The sequence below is a fragment of the Pseudomonas sp. BR20 genome (genome assembly GCF_050780135.1).
GTDB lineage: Bacteria > Pseudomonadota > Gammaproteobacteria > Pseudomonadales > Pseudomonadaceae > Aquipseudomonas.
Genome location: NZ_CP172012.1, coordinates 3,197,601 through 3,218,467 on the forward strand (window position 1 = coordinate 3,197,601; position 20,867 = coordinate 3,218,467).

Here is a 20,867-nt window from a genome sequence, read left to right on the forward strand (position 1 = left end):
CCACACTTCGGACACAAAGCGGTGGTATCCAGATCGACCCACTCTGTGATTTCTGCGGACGAAAACACACTTAAGCAGTAAAAACAGCCACAACGATCACTTGCTTCAATTTGGGCTCGGTGATTTTTACAAAATCGGTGCGCTGAAATTACATCCATGGGTAAGCCCTTCAACTTCAAATTCAGTAGCATATCGTGCTTACGTCAGAGTACGTGAAGACCCGGCTAACGTTGCTATGATTACCCAAAGTGTTAACGCAGGATTGCCCATGAAACGTTTCATTCAAGGTGAGCATCGCGGACAAAGCACTTTGCTTCCCGAAAGCCTTGACGACTACGTCAGTGACACAAATCCGGTGCGAGTAGTCGACGTTTTCGTCGACGAACTCGACCTGGTCAATCTACGTTTTGAAGGCGTCATTCCAGCTGATACCGGCCGACCTGCTTACCACCCCGCAATCTTGCTGAAGATCTACATCTACGGCTATCTCAACCGCATTCAATCGAGCCGGCGTCTTGAACGAGAAGCCCAACGCAACGTCGAGTTGATGTGGCTGACAGGGCGTTTGATGCCCGATTTCAAGACCATCGCCAACTTCCGAAAAGACAACAGCAAGGCCATCCGAGGCGTCTGCCGCCATTTCGTGGTGCTGTGCCAGCAGTTGGGACTGTTCGGAGAAAATCTGGTTGCCATTGACGGCAGTAAATTCAAGGCCGTCAACAACCGCGACCGCAATTTCACCAGCGCCAAGCTGAAGCGGCGGATGGAAGAAATTGAATCGAGTATCAATCGGTACCTGAATGCGCTCGACGAAGCCGATCGGCAAGAACCCTCGATTGCTCAGCCCACGGCTGCTCGTCTGCAAGAGAAAATCGACAAGCTCAAAGCTCAGATGAAAGAGTTACGGGTCATTGAAACTCAGCTCAACGAATCGTCGGATAAACAGGTCTCACTGACCGATCCAGACGCCCGCTCCATGATGACTCGCGGCACGGGCATCGTCGGTTACAACGTGCAGACAGCGGTCGATACCCAGCACCATTTGATCGTTGCGCATGAGGTGACCAACGTCGGTTACGACCGCGACCAACTCAGCTCGATGGCCAAGCAGGCCCGCGAGGCGATGGCGTCAGAAACGCTGTCGGTAGTGGCTGACCGAGGTTACTTCAAAAGCGAAGAAATCTTGGCTTGTCACGATGCAGGAATCACTGCCTATGTGCCTAAGCCGATGACCTCTGGAGCCAAGGCAGACGGGCGCTTTAATAACGATGCCTTCATCTATGACGCGGCAAAAAACGAATACATTTGCCCGGCTGGAGAAACACTGATCTGGCGCTATACCAACGTTGAAAAAGGCCTGACGTTGCACCGTTACTGGAGTTCGAAATGCCGGGGCTGCGTAATGAAACCGCAGTGCACACCGAGCACGGAACGACGGGTTCGGCGCTGGGAGCATGAAGCCGTACTGGAGGAAATGCAGAATAGGCTGAGCAACGCGCCGGAAATGATGCGGATCCGAAAACGAACGGTTGAGCATCCCTTCGGGACGCTCAAGCAATGGATGGGCGCGACGCACTTCCTGACCCGAAAGCTTAACGGGGTGAGTGCAGAGATGAGCCTGAATGTGCTCGCCTACAACCTGAAACGGGTGATGAAAATCATCGGCACCACTGGCTTGATGAAAGCGTTAACGGCGTAAAAACCGGTCTTTTTTACCCCATCCGAAGGACCTTAAGAGGCTACTGAGCCGTTTTAACTGTTCTTGAAAACGTCGTGGCCTTGATCAGTTTGCAAAACCCGAGCACGGTCTCCTGGCGTCGCTATAGAAAACCCGATTTAGCGTTTTTACACACCCTGGGCCGATTGCGGTCGGCCGTGACAGTCAGCAATCGACCCGTAGCTGCCGGCAACAGGCAAAAAACAGCCGCAGTGCCGTATGCTAAGAGGCAAATGGTGCATGCGCTTTGACTTGAGCAGGACGTTGATGGGATATAGCCCTCCGGCGGGTAACCCTCCCAATCTGCCCGCACGTCTCAGTTCGATCATCCCGGTGGCGTCGCTGATACAATATTCCTACAGCAGCCATTTGGGCAGCCAATGAGTTGGGCCGAGAGATGGATATCAAAGAGTTTTGCCTCGCTCATCGATTCGATATGAGCAAATGCGCAGTCGCATCAGGTGGCGGAAGCTTCGAGTTGGCGGATCTGAAAACGTCACCTGTCGAATTCTTGAGTTTGGCGGAAGACGATTTTGAACGTGGAGGTTTGTCAGCCCTCGTCAATGCAACGACTAATATTAAACGTGCGATTGTCTGTCAGCTTGACCAATTATTGATCTCGTTTGGTTATCCGTCGTTCAGATGGAATGTGCCGAAAAAAATAGAGAAGTTGAGAGCCCTCGGCTTATTGGCGCCGAGTCTTTTGCGTAAAGCAGTTAGCATGCGGAATATTCTTGAACACGAATACGAAACTCCTGAGATTAAAATAGTTGAGGAAGCGTTGGATGTCGCCAGTCTATTTGTAATGTCTGCTTCTGCTATGTTCATTCCTTTTGAAGATGTGTTGGAGTTTTCGCTGCCAAACGGTCCTGCCGAGGGTAGCCCTGTAACGCATATCACGGCCGGATTAAACCGAGAGTCTCGAGGTGTTTTCTATACTGTCTATGCATATGAGCCAGGCGGATATGGTGGGCTATGCGTTGGTCAATGTAAAATTCAATCAGGTCATGTACTTTTCGAGTCAATGGTCAAGCTTTCCGCATCTCTGATGCTTCGATACAAGGTCAATCAAGCTCTTAAAGATTTTGACGCTGCCTACGCTAAACTATGAATATTCGTTAACTTTTTTTAGCGAAAGAATAAATTATTTTCTGTAAAACTAACGGCTATGAGGGGCAGCAAACTTCCAAAAGCAGTCAGTTGAAGGCCTCTATGAAATCGGGGGCGACTCAGGCAAGCTTAAGGTATTTCAATCTAAATTTTCTGACTGTTAAATGGTGAGTAATGGATATTTTGAAAAAAGAGTGTGTTGCCAGTGTAACGTTGTTTGATTTGCGCCTGTCGGAAGGGGAGCTAATGGTTTATGCAGATTGCATGCGCATTATAAAAGAGAGTCTTTGCAATTCGGAAATAGCTGATCTAACAGTTTGCGAGTCTAAAGAGGAGCTATCTCACTTCTTGGAAGATATGCTGGATGCGCTAAAATTAGTTGAGCGGCAAGAGTATGTTCCAGATAGATTCAAGTCTTTTTAGGTCTGTATCCTTTTCAATGTTGTCTGTTCAGCAGGGTACGTTAAGTTTCTTTCTGTGGACAGGTGAAATGCAGTTCATGGCCGTTCTCTGTCAGCCGCGCGAGACAGAAAGCGACCCAACATAGATAGACCATGTTGAACGCTACAAACTGTCGGGATGAATTACTCCCCGCATTGCAAGCGCTCTATAGCTTCGAGAAGCTGGCCGTCGAAGTACTCAGTTTCATCTCGTTTCTGGTCTTTCATGCGGCGCTTCGCCTCAATCAGCAAGTGTTTAGTCGCGATGTTCTGATTCAAAAACGTGGCGACCATAAGATCACTCAAATTTTCTAGAGGTATGTCCCATGCCTCCCTGCAACGCTGAATGAGTCCTGTGGGGGTATCCCCACTCCATGGACCTAAAATATCCGAGACTGCCAGGGTGGAGGTCATGAGCCTGCCTTTGAGAGAAATGGAATGTCTGATAATTTCGCACGCTCGAGAGATTGATGAATAGCGAAATTGAATGCCCGCTTTTGGCCGACTCCAGCCCCTATGCCGAATGCTTCCGGCCCCAAAGCGGTCGCTAATCGCCAAATGAAGGCTAAGAAACTTCATCACCTATCACTATGATGGGTGCTCCGAAGGTTACATCAGACAGCCGGGTAACCTCAGCCAATGCCCGCAAAGGGGCAGGCAAATTGAAAAGTGTCTGTGGATTCAGTGGACGGTATTGCAGCTCATACCCCCTCAGGGCCAGGCGTGAATTGCGATGAACGTCCGACCAGTCGTAAGTAAAGAACCCACGTTTGGCAAATTCAACGAAAGCGTTTGCGCTTGCCCTGGCGGTGGCCCGATCTACATCGGACACCTCCGGCAATGAAAGGACAAATTCTTCGGAGTTTTCGACGGAGGGCAGTGCGGAATCAGGAACCGGCCCCGGACCACCCGTAGTGAAGAGCGCAACCTGCCCGACGGCGTCGGTGGCGACCCACCCAACATCAAAGTCCTGAAGAACGAAGGTAGCCACCATTTGCACCTACTTTAGAAAAAGAGTCGGGTTGATTTCCTAACTCTACTTGCCAGTCCGGAGTCTGTAAAAGGGCGTCAGCAAATTCTCAAAGCGGGGAGAAATTCGACGGGTTTATTTTCCGAGCTTTAATAATCCGTTTCTGGCAGATTGTTGCCCGCTACGACAGTCAGCAATCGGCCCCGGGTGTGTAAAAACGCTTCGTAAAAAAAGAAGTGCGCGCTTCTACGTTAAATCTGAAATGTATCGGCACGTCAGCAGATGTGGATTACGCGCAGATGCGCGATTTCCAGTCCCGTGGTGAGCATCTGGCGTGCTAGAAAACGTTTTTACACAGCCTCGGCTAGAAGCCGCCTTTCGAATTACCAGTGGCGACCTTCTGTCCGCACGATCACTACCAGAGAAAGAAACAGTCAATGTTAATTTTCAGGTAGTAAGCGGCGACTTATAAAAATCGCTTTACAAAAGAAATTAATGTGGATTTTTCTAGGCTATCCATATGTGAAAGTATTTTATCGAAAAAGCTCTCAGCGTATTGAGTGAGTAAATTCTCGTGATTCATATCAATTTCCATAATGTTTCTCAGCGCAAATAATCGATCAGCGGAGGACGGGTGACTATGATTTTCGGGGATGAAATCTACTACGTCAGATAGATGATTTCGGAGCCGTTTCCCTGCGTTTTCAATAAATCTCATATAGATGAAAAGCAGTTGGACTGAGTTAAAGTCACCGATATATTGAGATAAAGATTCTTTATGCGCTGTTTCGTCATTACCCCTTATCACTATAATTGGTGAAGGCGACTGGCCCGACTGTTTAAGCGATGCTGCCGCGAATGAATCTGCCTCATACTCAAATTTATGCCGCGTGCTAAGTGCATCCGGGTGGCCGGCGAGGCTAGCCAGCCTTTGCGGGTGTTTATGACAAAGATGGCCAATCTCATGCATGAAAATGAAGTCTATTTGATCTGCTGTGAGCCGATGGACTGCGGTTACCACATCATTGCCGTACAAAATCGAAAATGCGGACATTGTATTAGCCAATGTGCTTCTATTGAAATGAAGTACTATCGGCGCGATTTCTTCAAATGCTCGTGCGTAACGTCTCGGACCCGAATGACTTCCGTCTGTAGAAAAATAATGGAGTAAAAATTTGTTGAGGAATTTTAGAATCGGTTCTAGCGCATAGTTGAAAGAGATATAGTATTCGTCGTGGTAAACCGTTGAGCTGGCGTTGAATACGCAGCTTTTAACCGGTATACAGGCTACCCTGTCAATTCCGAATTTTCGCATTATTTCTTTCGGTATGCTTCTCGTGGTGCGCAGCCAACCTAGCCTGATCCAATATGGGAGCAGGGTATCTTCCTTCCAGAAGTTGTAATCCATTATCTCGGATATTTGATGCAGGGCAGTATTCAAAGCGGCGGCATATATCGCTGAGGCCCTAGCTTCCTCAATGTTGTTGGGTAACTCCCAGCTGAACGATATCAGCGAGCTAAGCCCCCAGAATATCATATCTTCTTGGCGTGCTTTTACGTCGCTGAGAGATTGGCGAACATATTCAATTTGTGTTTTTGAAAGCGATGGTAGCTGCGCGTAATTGAGGACTTGTAATCCATCAATATCTATTACCACTTTTGGCTTTATCGTGCTAGAACACCCCAATAGCTCGACGTAATTTCTTACATTGCGCAATAGTTCATCTATTTGATTTTCATTTAATAGTGAGCGGCTTAATTTTGCGTCACTTTCTAAGATTGCCGACCATTCTTCTTTTGTCATAGTCATTAGTTAAAACTTCCTACTGTCATAAATGCACTCCTGAAAAAACTTCTAGCCAATAGTATGTTTTCGAAGCGCAGCGGCTCTAGCGTTACCCACACTTTAGAATATATCTTAATTGAGATCTATCATTTTCTGCATATCGCAGGCTGGTGTTGTTCGATACTATTCCCACAACGGAACTATAGACGAAAGTTGGCCAAACTTTGCCATCAGGTTTGAACAGGTCTCCATAGCCCTTGGGTAGTGTCTGTACGATATCTGTAATCCATACCAAGTGTCCGCTGCTGGCCGACTGCTGTTGTTCGCGACTGGCGGCTTTTGATCGCCACCGCCTCCCAAGAACAGGCGCAGGTGGCCCGTGAGGCCGACCAAAACCTCACCAGCATTCGCGAACTATCGATCCAGAGCGCGGCGGGCGCCAGTCAGACCGCCGCTGCCTGCAGTGAGATGTCCAACCTGGCAATTGAGTTGAATCACCTGGTGGCGCGCTTTAAGGTCTGACATAGGCAGTTGTTCTTGCCTGAACGTGCGATAGGCAGCCCGTGCAGGCGCCATTTCCTTCTCTTTGAATAGAACGATGTGCCGTGTCCCTTAACGAGTTCGCAGGGTTTTTCGACGAGTGACGTGTCTAGATCAAGGGTTAGGCGGCTTTTAAGGTTGTCACGGCCTGTGTTGGCGACTACCCTGAAAATGTTCGTATTGTTACGAACAGTTTCGGTTGTGCCCGTTTTCGGGTCACGCTACTTCAGGATGAGGAACGAAAATGTTTTCACACGAAGGTCCCGCGATAGAGCTGATGCTATTCGTTTTTGGTCTGGCGATGCTGCTTTTGGTCGTTTGGTTTTTTCATCATCAATACGAGCGAAAGACTGGGAAGGGCGTTAAAAAACAACATAGTCCTGGCGAACGCCGCTCAACGTAAGGCTGCGGTTCAACGACCTGTTCGAGCCAGTCGGCTGCAGCTGGCTCGCGCTATTCACCGACGTAAAGAATTGGGCGCCGACTACGATTTCCGACTCAAGGCCCCCATTCTTGACCGTACTGACCTCAATTTTCAGCACTCAGTCTCGGACCTGCTGATGCGCTGCTCCTTCACTTCACCCGCGTACTTGGCCAGTTTCTCCTGCTGAGTTGTCAGTAACGTACAGACCTTCATCAACGCCACCGCTTCACTCGGCGTCCTGCTGCTGTTTGCCAGGGCTGTCAGTTCAACCACGGACCAGCCGATGACCGCCGCTGCATCTTCCAGGTCGTAAAACAATTCCTGCTGGGCAGTTCTGGGTCCGTCCAGGCCCTGTATCAACTCCTTCATTTCCGTCACTCCGGATTAACTCGCATCAATGAATTGACGTGTATCCACCCCTACACAAACCCTACCAAGACGTTACACGAAACCCGTGACGGACTTCATTGGCGGCGGTCTTACTTTACGTACACCCAACCTTGTAAAGCAGAGAGCGTTGTCATGAAGTTGAATTACCTAACCAAGGCGGCTGTTGTTGTCGCGCTGTTGTCGACCTTGTCGGGCTGCTGGATATTCATGCCGCCGGGCGGTGGCGGGGGTGGTGGCCATGGCGGTGGGGGTCATGGTCAAGGCGGCGGCCCTGGTGGCGGTCCGCGTTAACAGTTAGTCAACGAGAGGCAGGCCATGAACAAGGGCCTGCCTCTTTTTTGCCCGGCTTAAATCCCAGGCAAAGAAAAGCCCGCGATGGGGAGCACGGGCTAAAAGGGATGTTCATTAGGAGCTGGATTCACCATAAGGGGGCGTCTGTGAAAGGTTTGTGAAAGCGCCTGAATTATTTGCGCCTGAAGTGTATGCCTCGATCCGTGCCTGGCTGTACGGGGCGCCGAGGGGCATAACCCACTACTGTCACAGGCATATCACACCGCTCGGATGCCGCACCATGGTCATGTCTACCAGCCTGCTCTCAGCCTTTGTGCTGTTCGCCTTCGTGTCCTCGATCACCCCGGGTCCGAATAACACCATGTTGCTCGCCTCGGGGGTGAACTTCGGGTTTCGCCGCTCGATGCCCCATGCGCTGGGGATCAGTATCGGCTTCATGCTGTTGGTGATTTCGGTCGGCCTGGGCCTGGGCGAAGTGTTCAAGGTGTTCCCGTGGGCCTACACGGTGTTGCGCTACGTGGGCGCGGCGTACTTGCTGTACCTGGCCTGGAAGATCGCCACGGCGGGCGGCCTGTCCGATAGTAATGATGAACACGGCAAGCCCATGACCTTCCTCGGCGCGGCGGCGTTTCAGTGGGTGAACCCCAAGGCGTGGATCATGGCGCTGGGGGCTATTACCACCTATACGCCCGCTGAGGGCTATGTCACCAACGTGCTGGTGATTGCGCTGGTCTTTGCCGTGGTCAACCTGCCCAGCGTGTGCGTGTGGGTCGGATGTGGCAGCGGCTTGCGTAATGTGCTGCGCGAGCCGCGCTGGTTGAGACTGTTCAATTGGTCAATGGCCGGGCTGTTGGTGCTGTCGCTGTACCCGATGTTGTTTGCCGGCTAGGCGTCAGACCGGCGAGATGGTCGCCAGCAGGCCGATGCCGATGGTCAGCACTAAAAAACCGAACAGGAAAATCGCCATCTTGGTCATACGGCCTCCGAAGGGAAGGGGGTGGGGATGTGGGCTATTGTCCGCCCAGGCGGCATTTCAATACAGGCGCAGATAGCAAAGAAAAAACCGTATCAGATGCGCTTGCGACTGTTCTGCTACGGGCTTTGGGGGCCTGCGATTTTTTCAAGATCAGTGCCTGGGACAACCACGGCTTTTCCCCCTAAGATGGCGCCCATTGCATCAACAATAAAAGTGGGCCAACCCTCGATGGAAAGACGTCAGTTCAGCGGTGGCATGAAAGGCAAGAACCTGCGCTACCTCAACGAAACCTCCCAGCCGGCATCGGTCACCCGCGTCGGCTTCCTGCTGCTCGAACACTTCTCCCTGCCTGCCTTCACCCAGACCCTCGACACCGTGGTCACCGCCAACCTGCTGCGTCCTGACCTGTTCGCTTCGCGCACCTACGGTTGTGATGACGGGGAAGTCATCAGCGACCTTGGCCTGGTGATCCGCCCGGATGCGCGTCTCGATGCCCCGGCGCTGCAAGGCTTGGATCTGCTGGTGATCTGCGGCGGCTTTCGCACCGAACTCAAGGCTGGCGACCCCTTGATCCAGCTGCTGCGCACGGCCGCCGAGCAGGGCGTGAGCCTCGCAGGGTTATGGAACGGCGCATGGTTCCTCGGCCGCGCCGGCCTGCTGCAAGGCTACCGCTGCGCCATCCACCCCGAACACCGCCCGGCCCTGGCGGAAGTGTCCAAGGCCACCCACGTTACCAGCGAACCCTACGTGATCGATCGCGACCGCCTCACCGCGTCGAGCCCCTCCGGTGCCTTCCACATGGCCCTGGACTGGATCAAAAGCTTGCATGACAAAGCCCTGGTCGAAGGGATCGAAGACATCCTGGCCTTCGAAGAATCGCGTTATCGGCGGATCAAACCCACCGAAAACGTCAGCGTCAGCGCGCCCCTACGCGAAGTGGTCAAGCTGATGGACGCCAACCTCGAAGAGCCGCTGGAGCTCGACCAACTCGCTGTCTATGCCGGCCGCTCGCGCCGCCAACTGGAGCGCCTGTTCAAGGAGCAACTGGGCACCACGCCGCAGCGCTACTACATGGAACTGCGCGTCACCGAAGCACGCCGGCTGTTGCAGCACACCGAACTGTCACAGGTGGAGGTGCTGGTGGCGTGCGGGTTTGTCTCGCCGAGCCATTTCAGCAAGTGCTACAGCTCGTATTTCGGATATCGCCCCTCCAAGGAGAAGCGGTTGGTCAAGTAAAGTGGCTGCCGCTCTATGCACGCTGGCATGATTTTTCAAGGAGGACCCATGTCTCTTACACGTTTGGATCGTTATCGCGGCAGTTTGCTGGGCTTGGCCTGCGGCGATGCAGTCGGTACCACGGTCGAGTTCATGCCCCGTGGCACCTTTACACCGCTCACCGATATGGTGGGAGGAGGGCCATTCAACCTCAAGCCTGGCCAGTGGACCGACGACACCTCAATGGCGCTGTGCCTGGCCGAAAGTCTGCTGCGCAAAGAGGGGTTTGACGCGGCAGATCAGATGGGCCGCTATCTGAATTGGTGGAAATGGGGCTATTTGAGCTCCACCGGCGACTGCTTCGATATCGGCCTGACCGTTAGCAAAGCGCTCACGGCGTATCAAGACAGTGCAAACCCCTTTTCAGGTTCTACGGATCCGTATTCCGCCGGCAATGGCTCGATGATGCGCCTTGCACCGGTGGTGTTGTTTTACTTTCCGGACCTTCAACGTATCCGCCATTACGCCGCCGAAAGCTCGCGCACCACCCACGCTGCTCAGGAAGCAATCGAGTGCTGCCTGGTGCTGGCCCAGGCAATCAGCAATGCGCTTGTGGGGGTTTCAAAGGATCAGGTATTGCAGTTGGCGCAGATGGACCTCGCGACCGCCAAAGTCGCCGCACTTGCGCAGGGCAATTACCTGGAGAAGTCCCGTGACGACATCGTCGGCACCGGCTACGCCGTGGCGTCCCTTGAAGCCGCACTCTGGTGCTTCCACCATACCGACTGCTTTGCGGCGGCAGTGCTGATGGCGGCCAATTTGGGCGATGACGCCGACACTACCGCAGCCATCGTTGGCCAACTGGCCGGTGCGTATTATGGCGCCCAAGCGATTCCTGGCGGCTGGTTGGAAAAGCTGTGGATGCGCGAAGAAATCCAAGGCATGGCGGATGCCCTGTTGGCAGCTTCGACCGGTAATCTCGTTCAGTGAAGCGAGCACCGTCTGCAAAACCATGAAGATCAAATGTGGGAGTTGTCGAGCTCAATTGTGGTGAGCGGGCTTGTCCCGCGTTGGGCTGCGCAGCAGCCCCAAAACCAGGCGCAGAGGAGTGCCTGAGACTCCGCATTCGTCTTGATCAGGGGCGCTTCGCCTCCCCCCACGCGGGACACGCCCGCTCACCACAAAAAGCACGCGTTTGAAATAGCTTGTGCAAGTTGCTGTGCTTGGACGTGGCGGTTCTTCTCAAAACCTCCCTAGTCGATACGGCCCTAGCGCCGGCAACCCTGAAAACGCAGGCGCCCCTGACGCCAATTGCCCCACCATCTCCGCCGTCACCGCCGCCTGCGTCAGCCCCAGATGCTGATGCCCAAACGCAAGCAACACCTTCCCGTCACACACCCGATCAATAATCGGCAGCGAATCCGGCAGCGATGGTCTGAAACCCATCCACGGCGTCGCATCCTCTGCACTCAGGTCCTCACGAAACAGCCCCTGGCTCAACCGATGCAACTGCCACGCGCGTGCCATGTTCGGTGGGCGGTCGAGGCCGGCGAATTCCACCGTGCCGGCCAGGCGCAGGCCGCCTGCCATCGGCGTCATGATGAACTTGCGTTCCAGGGACGTGACGGCAAACGGCAGGCGTTGCTGTTCATGGGGCAGCATCAGGTGATAGCCCCGTTCGGTGTCCAGCGGGACTTTTTTGCCGGTCAGGGCGGCGGTGAGTCTGGCCGAGTGGGCGCCACAGGCGATCAGGACCTGGCGGGCGGCAAAGGTGCCTTGATCGGTGCTCACGCTGACGCCGTCGCCTTCAACCCGTGCATCCAGCACCTGGTGTTGGAGGAACTGCACGCCCTTGGCCTTGGCCGCATCCACCAATTCGCAGACCAACCGGTAAGGGTCGAGGAAGTGCCCTGTACTCGGGAAAAACAGGCCGCCCTGGATCTGCGCGCTCAATTGCGGGGCAACCTCGCGTATGGCATCCCCCGACCAGAAATCCACCGGCACGTTTTGCGCCTGCATGCGGCGTTGCAACTCATCAATGGCGGTGCGGGAGTCTGTACGTTCGAACACCAGCAGCGAGCCGTCTTCACGCAACAGGTGCCCGCGCTGGATGCTTGCCAGCAAACGCTGCCAGGCGCCGAGGCTCGCTTCATTGAGCGCGCGAATACCCTCCACCGTGCGCTGGTAACTCGCCGGGCGCAGGTTCAGCAGCAGGCGGATGAACCAGGGCAGGGCGCGCGGCAGGTATTTCCAGTCCAGGCGTAGCGGGCCCATGGGGTCCATGAGCATGGCGGGCAAGCGCTTGAGGATCGACAGGTCGGCGATCGGGAACACCTGTTCGGTCGCCAGGTGCCCAGCATTGCCGTAGGAGGCGCCCATGCCGGGTGCCTGCTGGTCGATCACCAGCACTTTCCGCCCCTGGCGCGCCAGCTGCAGGGCGCAGGCAACGCCAATGATGCCGGCTCCGATTACGGCGATATCTGCAGGGTCAGGGTCGTGCATCAGCTACGCCTCTCTCGACCAGTTGGCGTACCACTGGCGAAACAGCGCGTACTGGGTTTCTGCGTAACGCCGCTGGGCATCGCTGAGCACGTCGGTCTCGTTGAAGTGCAGGGCGTAGCCCTGGTCGCCGTTGAGTACCATCAGGTGCTTGTAATACAGCACCAGGTCGCAACCTTCATCGAAGGACGACAACACCGCCAGCGCCGCTTCCAGTTCCCGGGCCAGGCGCCGGGCCTTGGCATCGCCCTTGGCGGCTTGCTTGCTCAGGGCCACCAGGTGCAGCACTTCGCGGGGCAAGGCATTGCCGACGCCGGTGATCGCGCCCGTGGCGTTGCAGTTGACGAAACCGTGCACCACTTGGGTATCGACGCCGACCATCAGGGTCACGCTGTCGTCCTGGGAGGTGATGTGCTCGGCGGCGTAGCGCAGGTCGGCAGCGCCACCGAACTCCTTGAAGCCGATCAGGTTCGGGTGTTCGCGGCGCAGTTCGAAGAACAACTCCGCGCGGGTGGCAAAGCCGTAGTAAGGGCTGTTGTAGATCACCGCCGGCAGGTTGGGCGCGGCCTTGAGGATCGCCGAGAAATGCGCCTTTTGCGCGGTGGCCGAAGCACCACGGGACAGCACGCGTGGGATCACCATCAAGCCATGGGCGCCGACCTTGGCCGCGTGGGCGGCGTGGGCCACCGCCTCGCGGCTGTTCACCGCACCGGTACCGACAATGGTTGGCACGCCGGCCGCCACCAGGCGCGCCACGCCTTCCCGGCGTTCGGCTTCGGTGAGCAACGGCCAGTCGCCCATGGAACCGCAGTACACCACGGCGCTCATGCCGATATCGATTAGCTCGCGGCCCTTGGCGACCAGCGCGTCGAAGTCCGGCTTGCGCGCGGCGGTGCACGGGGTCATCAGCGCGGGGATGCAACCGGTGAAGACGTTGTCGCTCATTGTCCTAGCTCCTTGCAGCGTTCAATCAAAAGGGATGGGCTCAGATGCCCCAGGCAAACGGGTCCTGCTCGTCGATCAGCAAGGTGCTGTCGGCGGTCATGTAGGCGCGGCCGGTGATGGAGGGGATGACACATTGGCCGTCCCATTCATAACGGCCTTCGAAGCGGCTGCCGGTGATGCTGGCCTGTACCCAGGTTTCACCGGGGCCGAGTTTTCCATCGGCGGCCAGGCACGCCAGCTTGGCGCTGGTGCCGGTGCCGCAAGGTGAGCGGTCGTAGGCTTTGCCGGGGCACATGACGAAGTTGCGGCTGTCGGCGTGGGCATCGTCGGCGAACAGTTCGATATGGTCGATCAGGGCGCCGTCTGCGCCGTGGATGCCCTGGGCCTCGAGGGCCTTGAGCATCGCCCAGGTGTAGTCGGTGAGGGCGTCGACATTGTCCATCTCCAGCGCCATGCCGTGCTCGGACACCAGGAAGAACCAGTTGCCGCCCCAGGCAATATCGCCCTGGACTGAGCCGTGGCCCGGTATATCCACCGTCACCTGCTGGCGATAGCGATAGGCAGGCACGTTGCGCAGGGTCACGGCGCCGTCGTCGTGCAAGGTCGCGGCCACCGGCCCCACCGGGGTGTCGAGGGTGTGCACGCCCGGCTGGATGCGCCCCAAGTGGTGCAAAGACGCCACCAGGCCGATGGTGCCGTGGCCGCACATGCCCAGGTAACCGGCGTTGTTGAAGAAGATCACCCCGCAGGTGGCGCCTGGGGTGACGGGCGCGCAGTAGAGCGCGCCGACCAGGACGTCATTGCCACGGGGTTCCAGCAGGCAGGCGCGGCGCCACGGGTCGTGCTCGGTGCGCAGGTTTTCCAGCTGGTCGGCAATGCTCGCGCCCTTGAGCGCGGGGAAACCGGTCATCACCAGGCGCGTGGGTTCGCCGCCGGTGTGGGAGTCGATCACATGCAGTCGCTTCATAACGCGCTCCCTCTATGAAGGCTGTGGGGGGGCCTTCTTGTGAGTGTATGGATAGGCATGCAGTGGCCCTATCGTGAACGCGCAAGCGCGGCGGCGATTGATGTTTTTTGCTGGCATCGATGACGAATTCAGCACAGTCCGCCATGCTCGACAGCTCCCCGGGCATGGGGCAATCTGCTTGCCATCGAGGTGAAAACGGGGAGTGACACTCATGCTTCAAAGCGCGTTTGCGAGCCTTTGCCAAGGGCACGGGGCAAGCCCTCCCCACAGCATCGAGCAGCTATTGGCCGGTGTGGCGCAGCTGCTGCCGATGCTGGATGTGATCCCCAATGCCGCTATCTTCATCAAGGACCTGGACGCCCGTTACGTCCTCGCCAACCGCACCCTGGTGCAGCGCTGCGGCCTCAAGCAGTTGCAACCGTTGCTGGGCAAGACCAGCGCCGACGTCTTTCCCGCACAATTGGGGCCGGGCTACACCGAGCAGGATCGGCGCGTGCTCGAGCAGGGCTTTGTGTTGGAGGACCAACTCGAACTGCACCTCTACGGCAGTCGCGAACCCGGCTGGTGCCTCACCCACAAATGGCCGCTGTACAACCACGAAGGCCGCATCATCGGCCTGGCCGGCATCTCGGTCGACCTGCAATCGGCCAGCCAAACCCACCCGGCCTATCAACGACTGGCCGCCGTGGACGAGCACATCCGCACGCACTTCAACCGCCGCGTCACCCTCGGCGAACTGACGCGCATCGCCGGGATTTCCGTGGCGCAACTGGAGCGCTACTGCAAACGCGTGTTCCACCTGACACCCCGGCAGATGATCCAGAAAGTACGCTTGGAACACGCCCATCGGTTGTTGCACAGCGATATGCCGATTACCGAAGTCGCGCTGCAGTGCGGCTATACCGACCACAGCGCATTTACGCGGCAGTTCAAGGCATCGACGGGGTTTACGCCGAGGCAGTATCGGGAAACCTGCTGAACGCCCGAGCCCCCGTTCAGGCAAGCCACATTGCAATGCAACGAATGGCCCGCCGAACCCTCATATGTTCACGAGTAATGTTTAACGACGACAGGTACCAAGCTTATGACCGCGGCTGAAAACAACCATGTGAACTGGCTGGTGGAACAATCGATGCTGTACGCAGCACGCCAGCGCGCCAAGCTCTATTCGGGCCAGGGCCGGTTGTGGCAACAGCCGTATGCGCAGACCCGGCCGCGTGATGCTTCGGCTTTGTCGTCGGTGTGGTTTACCGCCTACCCGGCGTCGATTGTGACGCGCGAGGGCGGTACGGTGCTGGAGGCGCTGGGGGACGAGACGCTGTGGCACGCGCTGTCGAAGATCGGCATCCAGGGCATTCATAACGGCCCGCTGAAAAAATCCGGTGGCCTCACCGGCAACCAGCACACGCCAACCATTGACGGCAATTTCGACCGCATCAGCTTCGAGATCGACCCGCAGTTGGGCACCGAGGCGCAGTTGCAGGCGTTGACGCGCATGGCGGCGGCGCACAACGCGGTGATCATCGACGACGTGATTCCGTCCCACACCGGCAAGGGCGCGGACTTTCGCCTGGCGGAGATGGCCTACGAGGATTATCCCGGCCTTTACCACATGGTGGAGATCCGCGAGGAAGACTGGCCGTTGCTGCCCGATGTAGCCGAGGGCCGCGACGCGCAGAACCTCAGCCCGCTGCAAGTCGATGCCCTGCGCGACAAGCACTATATTGTCGGCCAGTTGCAGCGGGTGATTTTCTTCGAGCCCGGCGTCAAGGAAACCGACTGGAGCACTACGCCCGTGGTCATCGGCGTGGATGGCAAGCCGCGCCGCTGGGTGTACCTGCACTACTTCAAGGAAGGCCAGCCCTCGCTGAACTGGCTCGATCCGACCTTCGCCGCGCAGCAGATGATCATCGGCGACGCCTTGCACGCCATTGACGTGATGGGCGCGAAAATCCTGCGCCTGGACGCCAATGGTTTCCTCGGCGTGGAACGCACCCTCGATGGCACGGCCTGGTCCGAGAGCCATCCGCTGTCGATTACCGGCAACCAGTTGCTGGGCGGGGCGATTCGCAAAGCGGGCGGTTTCAGCTTCCAGGAGTTGAACCTCACGGTGGATGACATTGCGTCGATGTCCCATGGCGGTGCCGACCTGTCCTATGACTTCATCACCCGTCCGGCGTACCAGCACGCGCTGTTGATGGGCGATGCCGAATTCCTGCGCCTGATGCTGCGCGAAATGCATCGCCAGGGCATCGACCCCGGTTCGCTGATCCATGCGTTGCAGAACCACGATGAGCTGACCCTGGAGCTGGTGCACTTCTGGACGCTGCATGCCCACGACACCTTCCTGTATCAGGGCCAGACGTTCCCCGGCAATATCCTGCGCGAGCATATCCGCGAGCAGATGTACGAGCGCCTGGCCGGCGAGCACGCGCCGTATAACCTTAAGTTCGTGACCAATGGGGTGTCCTGCACCACCGCCAGCATCATCACGGCGGCGCTGGGCATTCGCGACCTGGAGGCGATCAGTGCTGCGGACATTCAACAGATTCGCCAGATCCACTTGCTGCTGGTGATGTACAACGCCATGCAGCCGGGGGTGTTCGCCTTGTCCGGCTGGGACCTGGTAGGCGCGCTGCCGCTGGCGGCCGATGAGGTTGCGCACTTGATGCAGGATGGCGACACCCGCTGGATTCATCGCGGTGCCTACGACCTGGTGGACCTGAACCCGGACGCAGAATTGTCGGCCGGCCAGATGCCGCGTTCGAAAAGCCTCTACGGCAGCCTCAACAGTCAGTTGCAGGACCCGGAATCGTTTGCCTCGCAACTGCAAAAAATCCTCGCCGTGCGCCGTGCCTACGACATCGCCGCCAGCCGCCAGATACTGGTGCCAGACGTACAGAACCCTGGGCTGTTGATCATGGTCCACGAACTGCCGGCCAACAAGGGCACGCAAATCACCGCGCTGAACTTCGGCGCCACGCCAATCACCGAGACCCTGCACCTGCCGGACATCGCGGCGGGGATGGTGGTGGACATCATCAACGAACGGGTAGAAGGGGACCTGACTGCAGAGGGTGAGTTCACCATTACTCTGGATGCGTACGAGGGGTTGGCGCTGCGGGTTATCGGCAGCACGCCGATGTAACCCCAATCCTCCAAATACCGAAGAACCCAATGTGGGAGGGGGTCTTTTCAGGCATGTGGCTGCTTTTCAGCCAACTGAAACCGATACCCCACCCCATACAACGACTCAATCGGCGTTTCCCTCGGGCACACCTGTTCCAGCTTGCGCCGCAGATTGCGGATATGGCTGTCCACCGTGCGGTCGGTCACCACGCGGTGGTCGGAGTAGATGTGATCCAGTAATTGGTCGCGGGAAAATACGCGGCCGGCGGCGCGGGCAAAGGTGTTGAGCAGGCGCAACTCCAGAGGCGTGAGGTCCAGCGTGATGCCGTCCAGCGAGGCCTGGTAGCGGGCCTCGTCGATCTGCAGGCGTGGCGCGCTGGTGTCCAGCAACTGCGGGCTGCGGCGCAGGATTGCCTTGACCCGGGCCACCACTTCACGGGGGCTGAAGGGCTTGCAGATGTAATCGTCGGCGCCGAGTTCCAGGCCAAGCAGGCGGTCCACTTCTTCGACGCGGGCGGTGATCATGATGATCGGCACCGCGCTGAAACCACGCAGGTCCTGGCACAGCTGCATGCCGTCACGGCCGGGCAGCATCAGGTCGAGCAGGACCAATCTGGGTTCGTGGGCGTGCACGGCGGGCACCACATGCAGGCCATTGTCCAGGCTCAGGGTGGTGTAGCCGGCCGCCTCGAGGTAGTCCCGCATCAGGGCCGCGAGCTTGGGTTCGTCTTCGACGATCAGGATCGGCTGTTCATCGTTCATGGTTCACAGGCTCCGGGGCAGGCGCAGGATCAGCCACAGGCCGCCGTAGGGCGAGTGGTCGGCAACCAGGCTGCCATCGTGGGCGTTGGCGATGCTACGGCAGATTGCCAGGCCCAGGCCCGCGCCGCCATGCTCGCGGTTGCGCGATGACTCGCGGCGGTAGAACCGCTCGAACAAGCGTGGCAACTGGCTGGCGGACACGCCCGGCCCGGAGTCGAGAAAGTCGATACGCACCGTGTCGCGGTCGACACCGACACTGATGCGCAACGTGCCGTTGACGTCGGTGTAGCGCACGGCATTTTCCAGCAGGTTGGAAAACAATTGCTGCAAGCGACTGGCATCCGCCAGCAGCTCCACGGGCTGGCGCGGCAGCTCCAGGTCGATCTGCAACTGGCGGGCGGTGAAGCGCTCCCGGTACATCGCCAGGCTGTTTTCGAGCAAATCGTTCAGCCGACATGGGGCCTTGCGGTAGGTCAGGGCGCCCACGTCCGCCAGCGACAGTTCATACAGGTCATCCACTAGCTTGCTGAGCATGCTGACTTCGCCTTGCAGCGACTTCATTGAGCTTTGGTCAAGGCTGCGCACACCGTCCTCGATCGCCTCCAGTTCGCCGCGCAGCACCGACAGCGGCGTGCGCAGTTCGTGGGAGACATCAGCCATGAACTCCCGGCGCATTTTTTCGTTGCGCTCCAGGGTGTAGGCCAATTGGTTGAAGTCGCGGGACAATTGGCCGACTTCGTCGTCGGAGGCCACGGCCACGCGGCTGCCGTAGTCGCCGCTGGCCAGACGGTGGGTGGCGGCGGCCACGCGCTTGACCGGCTCCAGCAGCGTGCGGGCGATCCACCAGGCTATCAGCATCGCCAGCAGCAACGAGAACACGCCCATCACCAGGCTGGTGCGCAGTTGGTACTGCTGGAAGCGTTCGCCACCGGCTTCCGTCACGCTCTGGAACGGCGTGACGGCCAGCCAGCCGACGGTTTCGCTGTTCACCACCACGGGCTGTATCAGCGCATCCTCGCCAATGGCCGGGTAGCCGGTGACGCGTTTCTTGTCTTTATCGAGGAGGGCGATGCGAAACAGTGCACCGGTCAAGTCCGAGGCCAGCGGCGGGCGGAAATCATCCGACGCACGCGCGGCATCCGGGTCAGGCCGCATGACGTCAAACCAGCGATCCGGCCGATTGCGCAGAAAGTCCCAGTTGCCCTCACGTTGGTAAGCCGTGGCCAGGCGCGGCACCACCTGGGCCATGCGCTCCATTGCCTGCTCATTGATAAAGCCCAGGAACCCGCGACCAAAACTCCAACTGGTGGCCAGGCCCATGCTCAGGATGACCAGCAACACACCGGCCAGCACCGCGACAAACAACTTGGTGGAGATACTCAACTTCATGAATGGGGGCCGTAACCAAAGGGACGCGTCCATTTAGGCCCCCACGGACGAAAGATTCAACCCAGGCCGGCAATCTTCAATTTTCCTGCACATTTGCCTTTCAGCATGAGGGTGAGGCTTGCACCACCCCGTCTTGCAGAGGCAACTATGTCGACTAAATTTTTCGCCAAATACCTGGTAACCGCCGCGGTTCTCATGTCCTTCATCATTCTGGTGCTGCTCGGCGGCTGCTCGGCTGGCGACCCCGCGCCCGACGTCGCCACCCCCAAAGTCTCGGTGATCACCGTGCAACCCAAGAGCCAGGTGCGGACCACTGAACTGGCCGGGCGTACCCAGGCCTTTATGGTCGCCGAGATTCGCCCGCAGGTCGGCGGTATCGTGCAACAGCGCCTGTTTGTCGAAGGCGCCGAGGTGAAAGCCGGGCAGGCGCTGTACCAACTGGATGCGGCACCGTACAAGGCGGCGCTGGCTGAGGCGCAGGCGAGCCTGGCCAAGGCGCGCGCCACCTTGAAGTCGGCACAGGCCACCGCCGCGCGTAATGCCCAATTGGTGAAGATCGACGCCATCAGCCAGCAAACCAACGAGGACTCACAGGCCACCCTGCTGACCGCTGCCGCTGATGTTCAAGTGGCCCAGGCCGACCTCGACACCGCTCGCATCAACCTGGCCTACACCCGCATCAGCTCGCCGGTGGCCGGGCGCATTGAGACCTCCACGGTCACCCCCGGTGCATTGGTGGTGGCCAACCAGGACACCGCGCTGACCACTGTGCAGCAACTCGACCCGATCTATGTGGATGTGACCCAGTCCACCACTGAGTTGCTCGCCCTCAAGCGCGACCTGGCCCGTGGCGTATTGCAGGCCAATGGAGACGGCGAGGCCCGCATCAGCCTCAAGCTGGATGACGGCAGCGCCTACAACCACGACGGCCGTCTCAAGTTCAGCGGGGTGAGCGTCAACCAGGGCACCGGCACCGTGACCTTGCGTGCAGTGTTCGACAACCCGGAGCATTTGCTGATGCCCGGCATGTACGTGCGCGGCGTGTTAGAGCAGGCCCGCGATGACCAGGCGATCCTGGTCCCGCAAAAAGCCGTGAGCCGCAGCGCCAGCGGCGTGACCTCGGTGTTGCTGGTGGTTGACGGCAAGGTCGAGCAACGCGTGCTCACCGTTGACCGCGCCGTGGGCAACCAGTGGTGGGTCACCGCCGGTTTGAAGGCCGGTGACCAGGTGATCGTCGAGGGTGGGCAAAAAGTCCGCATCGGCGCCGTGGTCCAGACCCAGGCCGCAGATGCCGGCGCCCTGGCGCAGGAGGGTTGA

General features: G+C 57.8%; 18 protein-coding genes and 1 pseudogene. 10 read left to right on the plus strand and 9 right to left on the minus strand.

Annotation, left to right across the window (positions count from 1 at the left end; genetic code table 11):
- Nucleotides 1-268 precede the first annotated feature (268 nt).
- The 3 genes from ACHPFG_RS14750 to ACHPFG_RS14760 all read left to right on the plus strand — a co-directional run bounded on the left by ACHPFG_RS14750 (nt 269) and on the right by ACHPFG_RS14760 (nt 3,250).
- Nucleotides 269-1,699: an IS1182 family transposase gene (locus ACHPFG_RS14750; protein WP_431700200.1), complete on the plus strand. Its 1,431-nt coding sequence runs from the start codon at nt 269-271 to the stop codon at nt 1,697-1,699.
- 415 nt (nt 1,700-2,114) lie between these two features.
- Nucleotides 2,115-2,828 (plus strand): hypothetical protein, encoded by a 714-nt coding sequence (locus ACHPFG_RS14755; protein WP_431703353.1) that lies wholly within the window; start codon nt 2,115-2,117, stop codon nt 2,826-2,828.
- Nucleotides 2,829-3,001: 173 nt separating this feature from the next.
- Nucleotides 3,002-3,250, plus strand: a complete 249-nt coding sequence (locus tag ACHPFG_RS14760; RefSeq protein ID WP_431703355.1) for a hypothetical protein — start codon at nt 3,002-3,004, stop codon at nt 3,248-3,250.
- Nucleotides 3,251-3,411: 161 nt separating this feature from the next.
- Here the strand turns inward: ACHPFG_RS14760 and ACHPFG_RS14765 are convergent, their stop codons facing one another.
- The 3 genes from ACHPFG_RS14765 to ACHPFG_RS14775 all read right to left on the minus strand — a co-directional run bounded on the left by ACHPFG_RS14765 (nt 3,412) and on the right by ACHPFG_RS14775 (nt 6,047).
- Entirely contained in the window at nt 3,412-3,681 is a 270-nt protein-coding gene (locus ACHPFG_RS14765) for a hypothetical protein (RefSeq protein WP_123718702.1), read from the minus strand.
- Between the two features lie 151 nt (nt 3,682-3,832).
- The gene (locus ACHPFG_RS14770) at nt 3,833-4,261 is read right to left on the minus strand and encodes a hypothetical protein (protein ID WP_431703357.1); all 429 of its coding nucleotides are present in this window, start codon (nt 4,259-4,261) and stop codon (nt 3,833-3,835) included.
- Between the two features lie 442 nt (nt 4,262-4,703).
- Nucleotides 4,704-6,047 (minus strand): hypothetical protein, encoded by a 1,344-nt coding sequence (locus tag ACHPFG_RS14775; RefSeq protein WP_431703359.1) that lies wholly within the window; start codon nt 6,045-6,047, stop codon nt 4,704-4,706.
- 312 nt (nt 6,048-6,359) lie between these two features.
- On the opposite strand from ACHPFG_RS14775, the pseudogene ACHPFG_RS14780 reads away from it, so the two are divergent.
- Nucleotides 6,360-6,545, plus strand: a pseudogene (locus ACHPFG_RS14780) (methyl-accepting chemotaxis protein); the annotation flags it as partial.
- 553 nt (nt 6,546-7,098) lie between these two features.
- On the opposite strand, the gene ACHPFG_RS14785 reads toward ACHPFG_RS14780, so the two are convergent.
- The gene (locus tag ACHPFG_RS14785) at nt 7,099-7,356 is read right to left on the minus strand and encodes a hypothetical protein (protein ID WP_131696165.1); all 258 of its coding nucleotides are present in this window, start codon (nt 7,354-7,356) and stop codon (nt 7,099-7,101) included.
- A 592-nt stretch (nt 7,357-7,948) separates the two neighbouring features.
- Here ACHPFG_RS14785 and ACHPFG_RS14790 point away from each other — a divergent pair.
- The 3 genes from ACHPFG_RS14790 to ACHPFG_RS14800 all read left to right on the plus strand — a co-directional run bounded on the left by ACHPFG_RS14790 (nt 7,949) and on the right by ACHPFG_RS14800 (nt 10,849).
- Nucleotides 7,949-8,557: a LysE family translocator gene (locus ACHPFG_RS14790; RefSeq protein ID WP_145337763.1), complete on the plus strand. Its 609-nt coding sequence runs from the start codon at nt 7,949-7,951 to the stop codon at nt 8,555-8,557.
- A gap of 315 nt (nt 8,558-8,872) precedes the next feature.
- Nucleotides 8,873-9,880: a GlxA family transcriptional regulator gene (locus ACHPFG_RS14795; RefSeq protein ID WP_131696167.1), complete on the plus strand. Its 1,008-nt coding sequence runs from the start codon at nt 8,873-8,875 to the stop codon at nt 9,878-9,880.
- A 48-nt stretch (nt 9,881-9,928) separates the two neighbouring features.
- Complete coding sequence (locus tag ACHPFG_RS14800; RefSeq protein WP_431703361.1) at nt 9,929-10,849, plus strand: ADP-ribosylglycohydrolase family protein; 921 nt, start codon at nt 9,929-9,931, stop codon at nt 10,847-10,849.
- Nucleotides 10,850-11,101: 252 nt separating this feature from the next.
- Here the strand turns inward: ACHPFG_RS14800 and ACHPFG_RS14805 are convergent, their stop codons facing one another.
- Genes ACHPFG_RS14805 through ACHPFG_RS14815 form a run of 3 tightly spaced genes read right to left on the minus strand, consistent with a single transcriptional unit; the run spans nt 11,102 to nt 14,270 of the window.
- Complete coding sequence (locus ACHPFG_RS14805; RefSeq protein ID WP_431703362.1) at nt 11,102-12,361, minus strand: FAD-dependent oxidoreductase; 1,260 nt, start codon at nt 12,359-12,361, stop codon at nt 11,102-11,104.
- A 3-nt stretch (nt 12,362-12,364) separates the two neighbouring features.
- Entirely contained in the window at nt 12,365-13,303 is a 939-nt protein-coding gene (locus ACHPFG_RS14810; RefSeq protein WP_431703363.1) for a dihydrodipicolinate synthase family protein, read from the minus strand.
- 40 nt (nt 13,304-13,343) lie between these two features.
- Complete coding sequence (locus tag ACHPFG_RS14815; protein WP_431703365.1) at nt 13,344-14,270, minus strand: 4-hydroxyproline epimerase; 927 nt, start codon at nt 14,268-14,270, stop codon at nt 13,344-13,346.
- 211 nt (nt 14,271-14,481) lie between these two features.
- Between ACHPFG_RS14815 and ACHPFG_RS14820 the strand changes: the two genes are divergently transcribed.
- Entirely contained in the window at nt 14,482-15,249 is a 768-nt protein-coding gene (locus tag ACHPFG_RS14820; RefSeq protein ID WP_131696172.1) for an AraC family transcriptional regulator, read from the plus strand.
- Nucleotides 15,250-15,354: 105 nt separating this feature from the next.
- On the plus strand, nt 15,355-17,418 hold the full coding sequence (gene treS, locus ACHPFG_RS14825; RefSeq protein WP_431703367.1) for a maltose alpha-D-glucosyltransferase: 2,064 nt from the start codon (nt 15,355-15,357) through the stop codon (nt 17,416-17,418).
- 47 nt (nt 17,419-17,465) lie between these two features.
- Here treS and ACHPFG_RS14830 read toward each other — a convergent pair whose 3' ends face one another.
- Together ACHPFG_RS14830 and baeS are read right to left on the minus strand one after the other, a co-directional pair.
- Complete coding sequence (locus ACHPFG_RS14830) at nt 17,466-18,161, minus strand: response regulator (RefSeq protein WP_431703369.1); 696 nt, start codon at nt 18,159-18,161, stop codon at nt 17,466-17,468.
- Between the two features lie 3 nt (nt 18,162-18,164).
- Nucleotides 18,165-19,550 (minus strand): sensor histidine kinase efflux regulator BaeS, encoded by a 1,386-nt coding sequence (gene baeS, locus ACHPFG_RS14835; protein ID WP_431703371.1) that lies wholly within the window; start codon nt 19,548-19,550, stop codon nt 18,165-18,167.
- A gap of 147 nt (nt 19,551-19,697) precedes the next feature.
- Here baeS and ACHPFG_RS14840 point away from each other — a divergent pair, with 147 nt between their 5' ends.
- Nucleotides 19,698-20,867 carry an efflux RND transporter periplasmic adaptor subunit gene (locus tag ACHPFG_RS14840; protein WP_259242634.1) on the plus strand — a complete coding sequence of 390 codons (1,170 nt, stop codon included), beginning with the start codon at nt 19,698-19,700 and terminating at the stop codon, nt 20,865-20,867.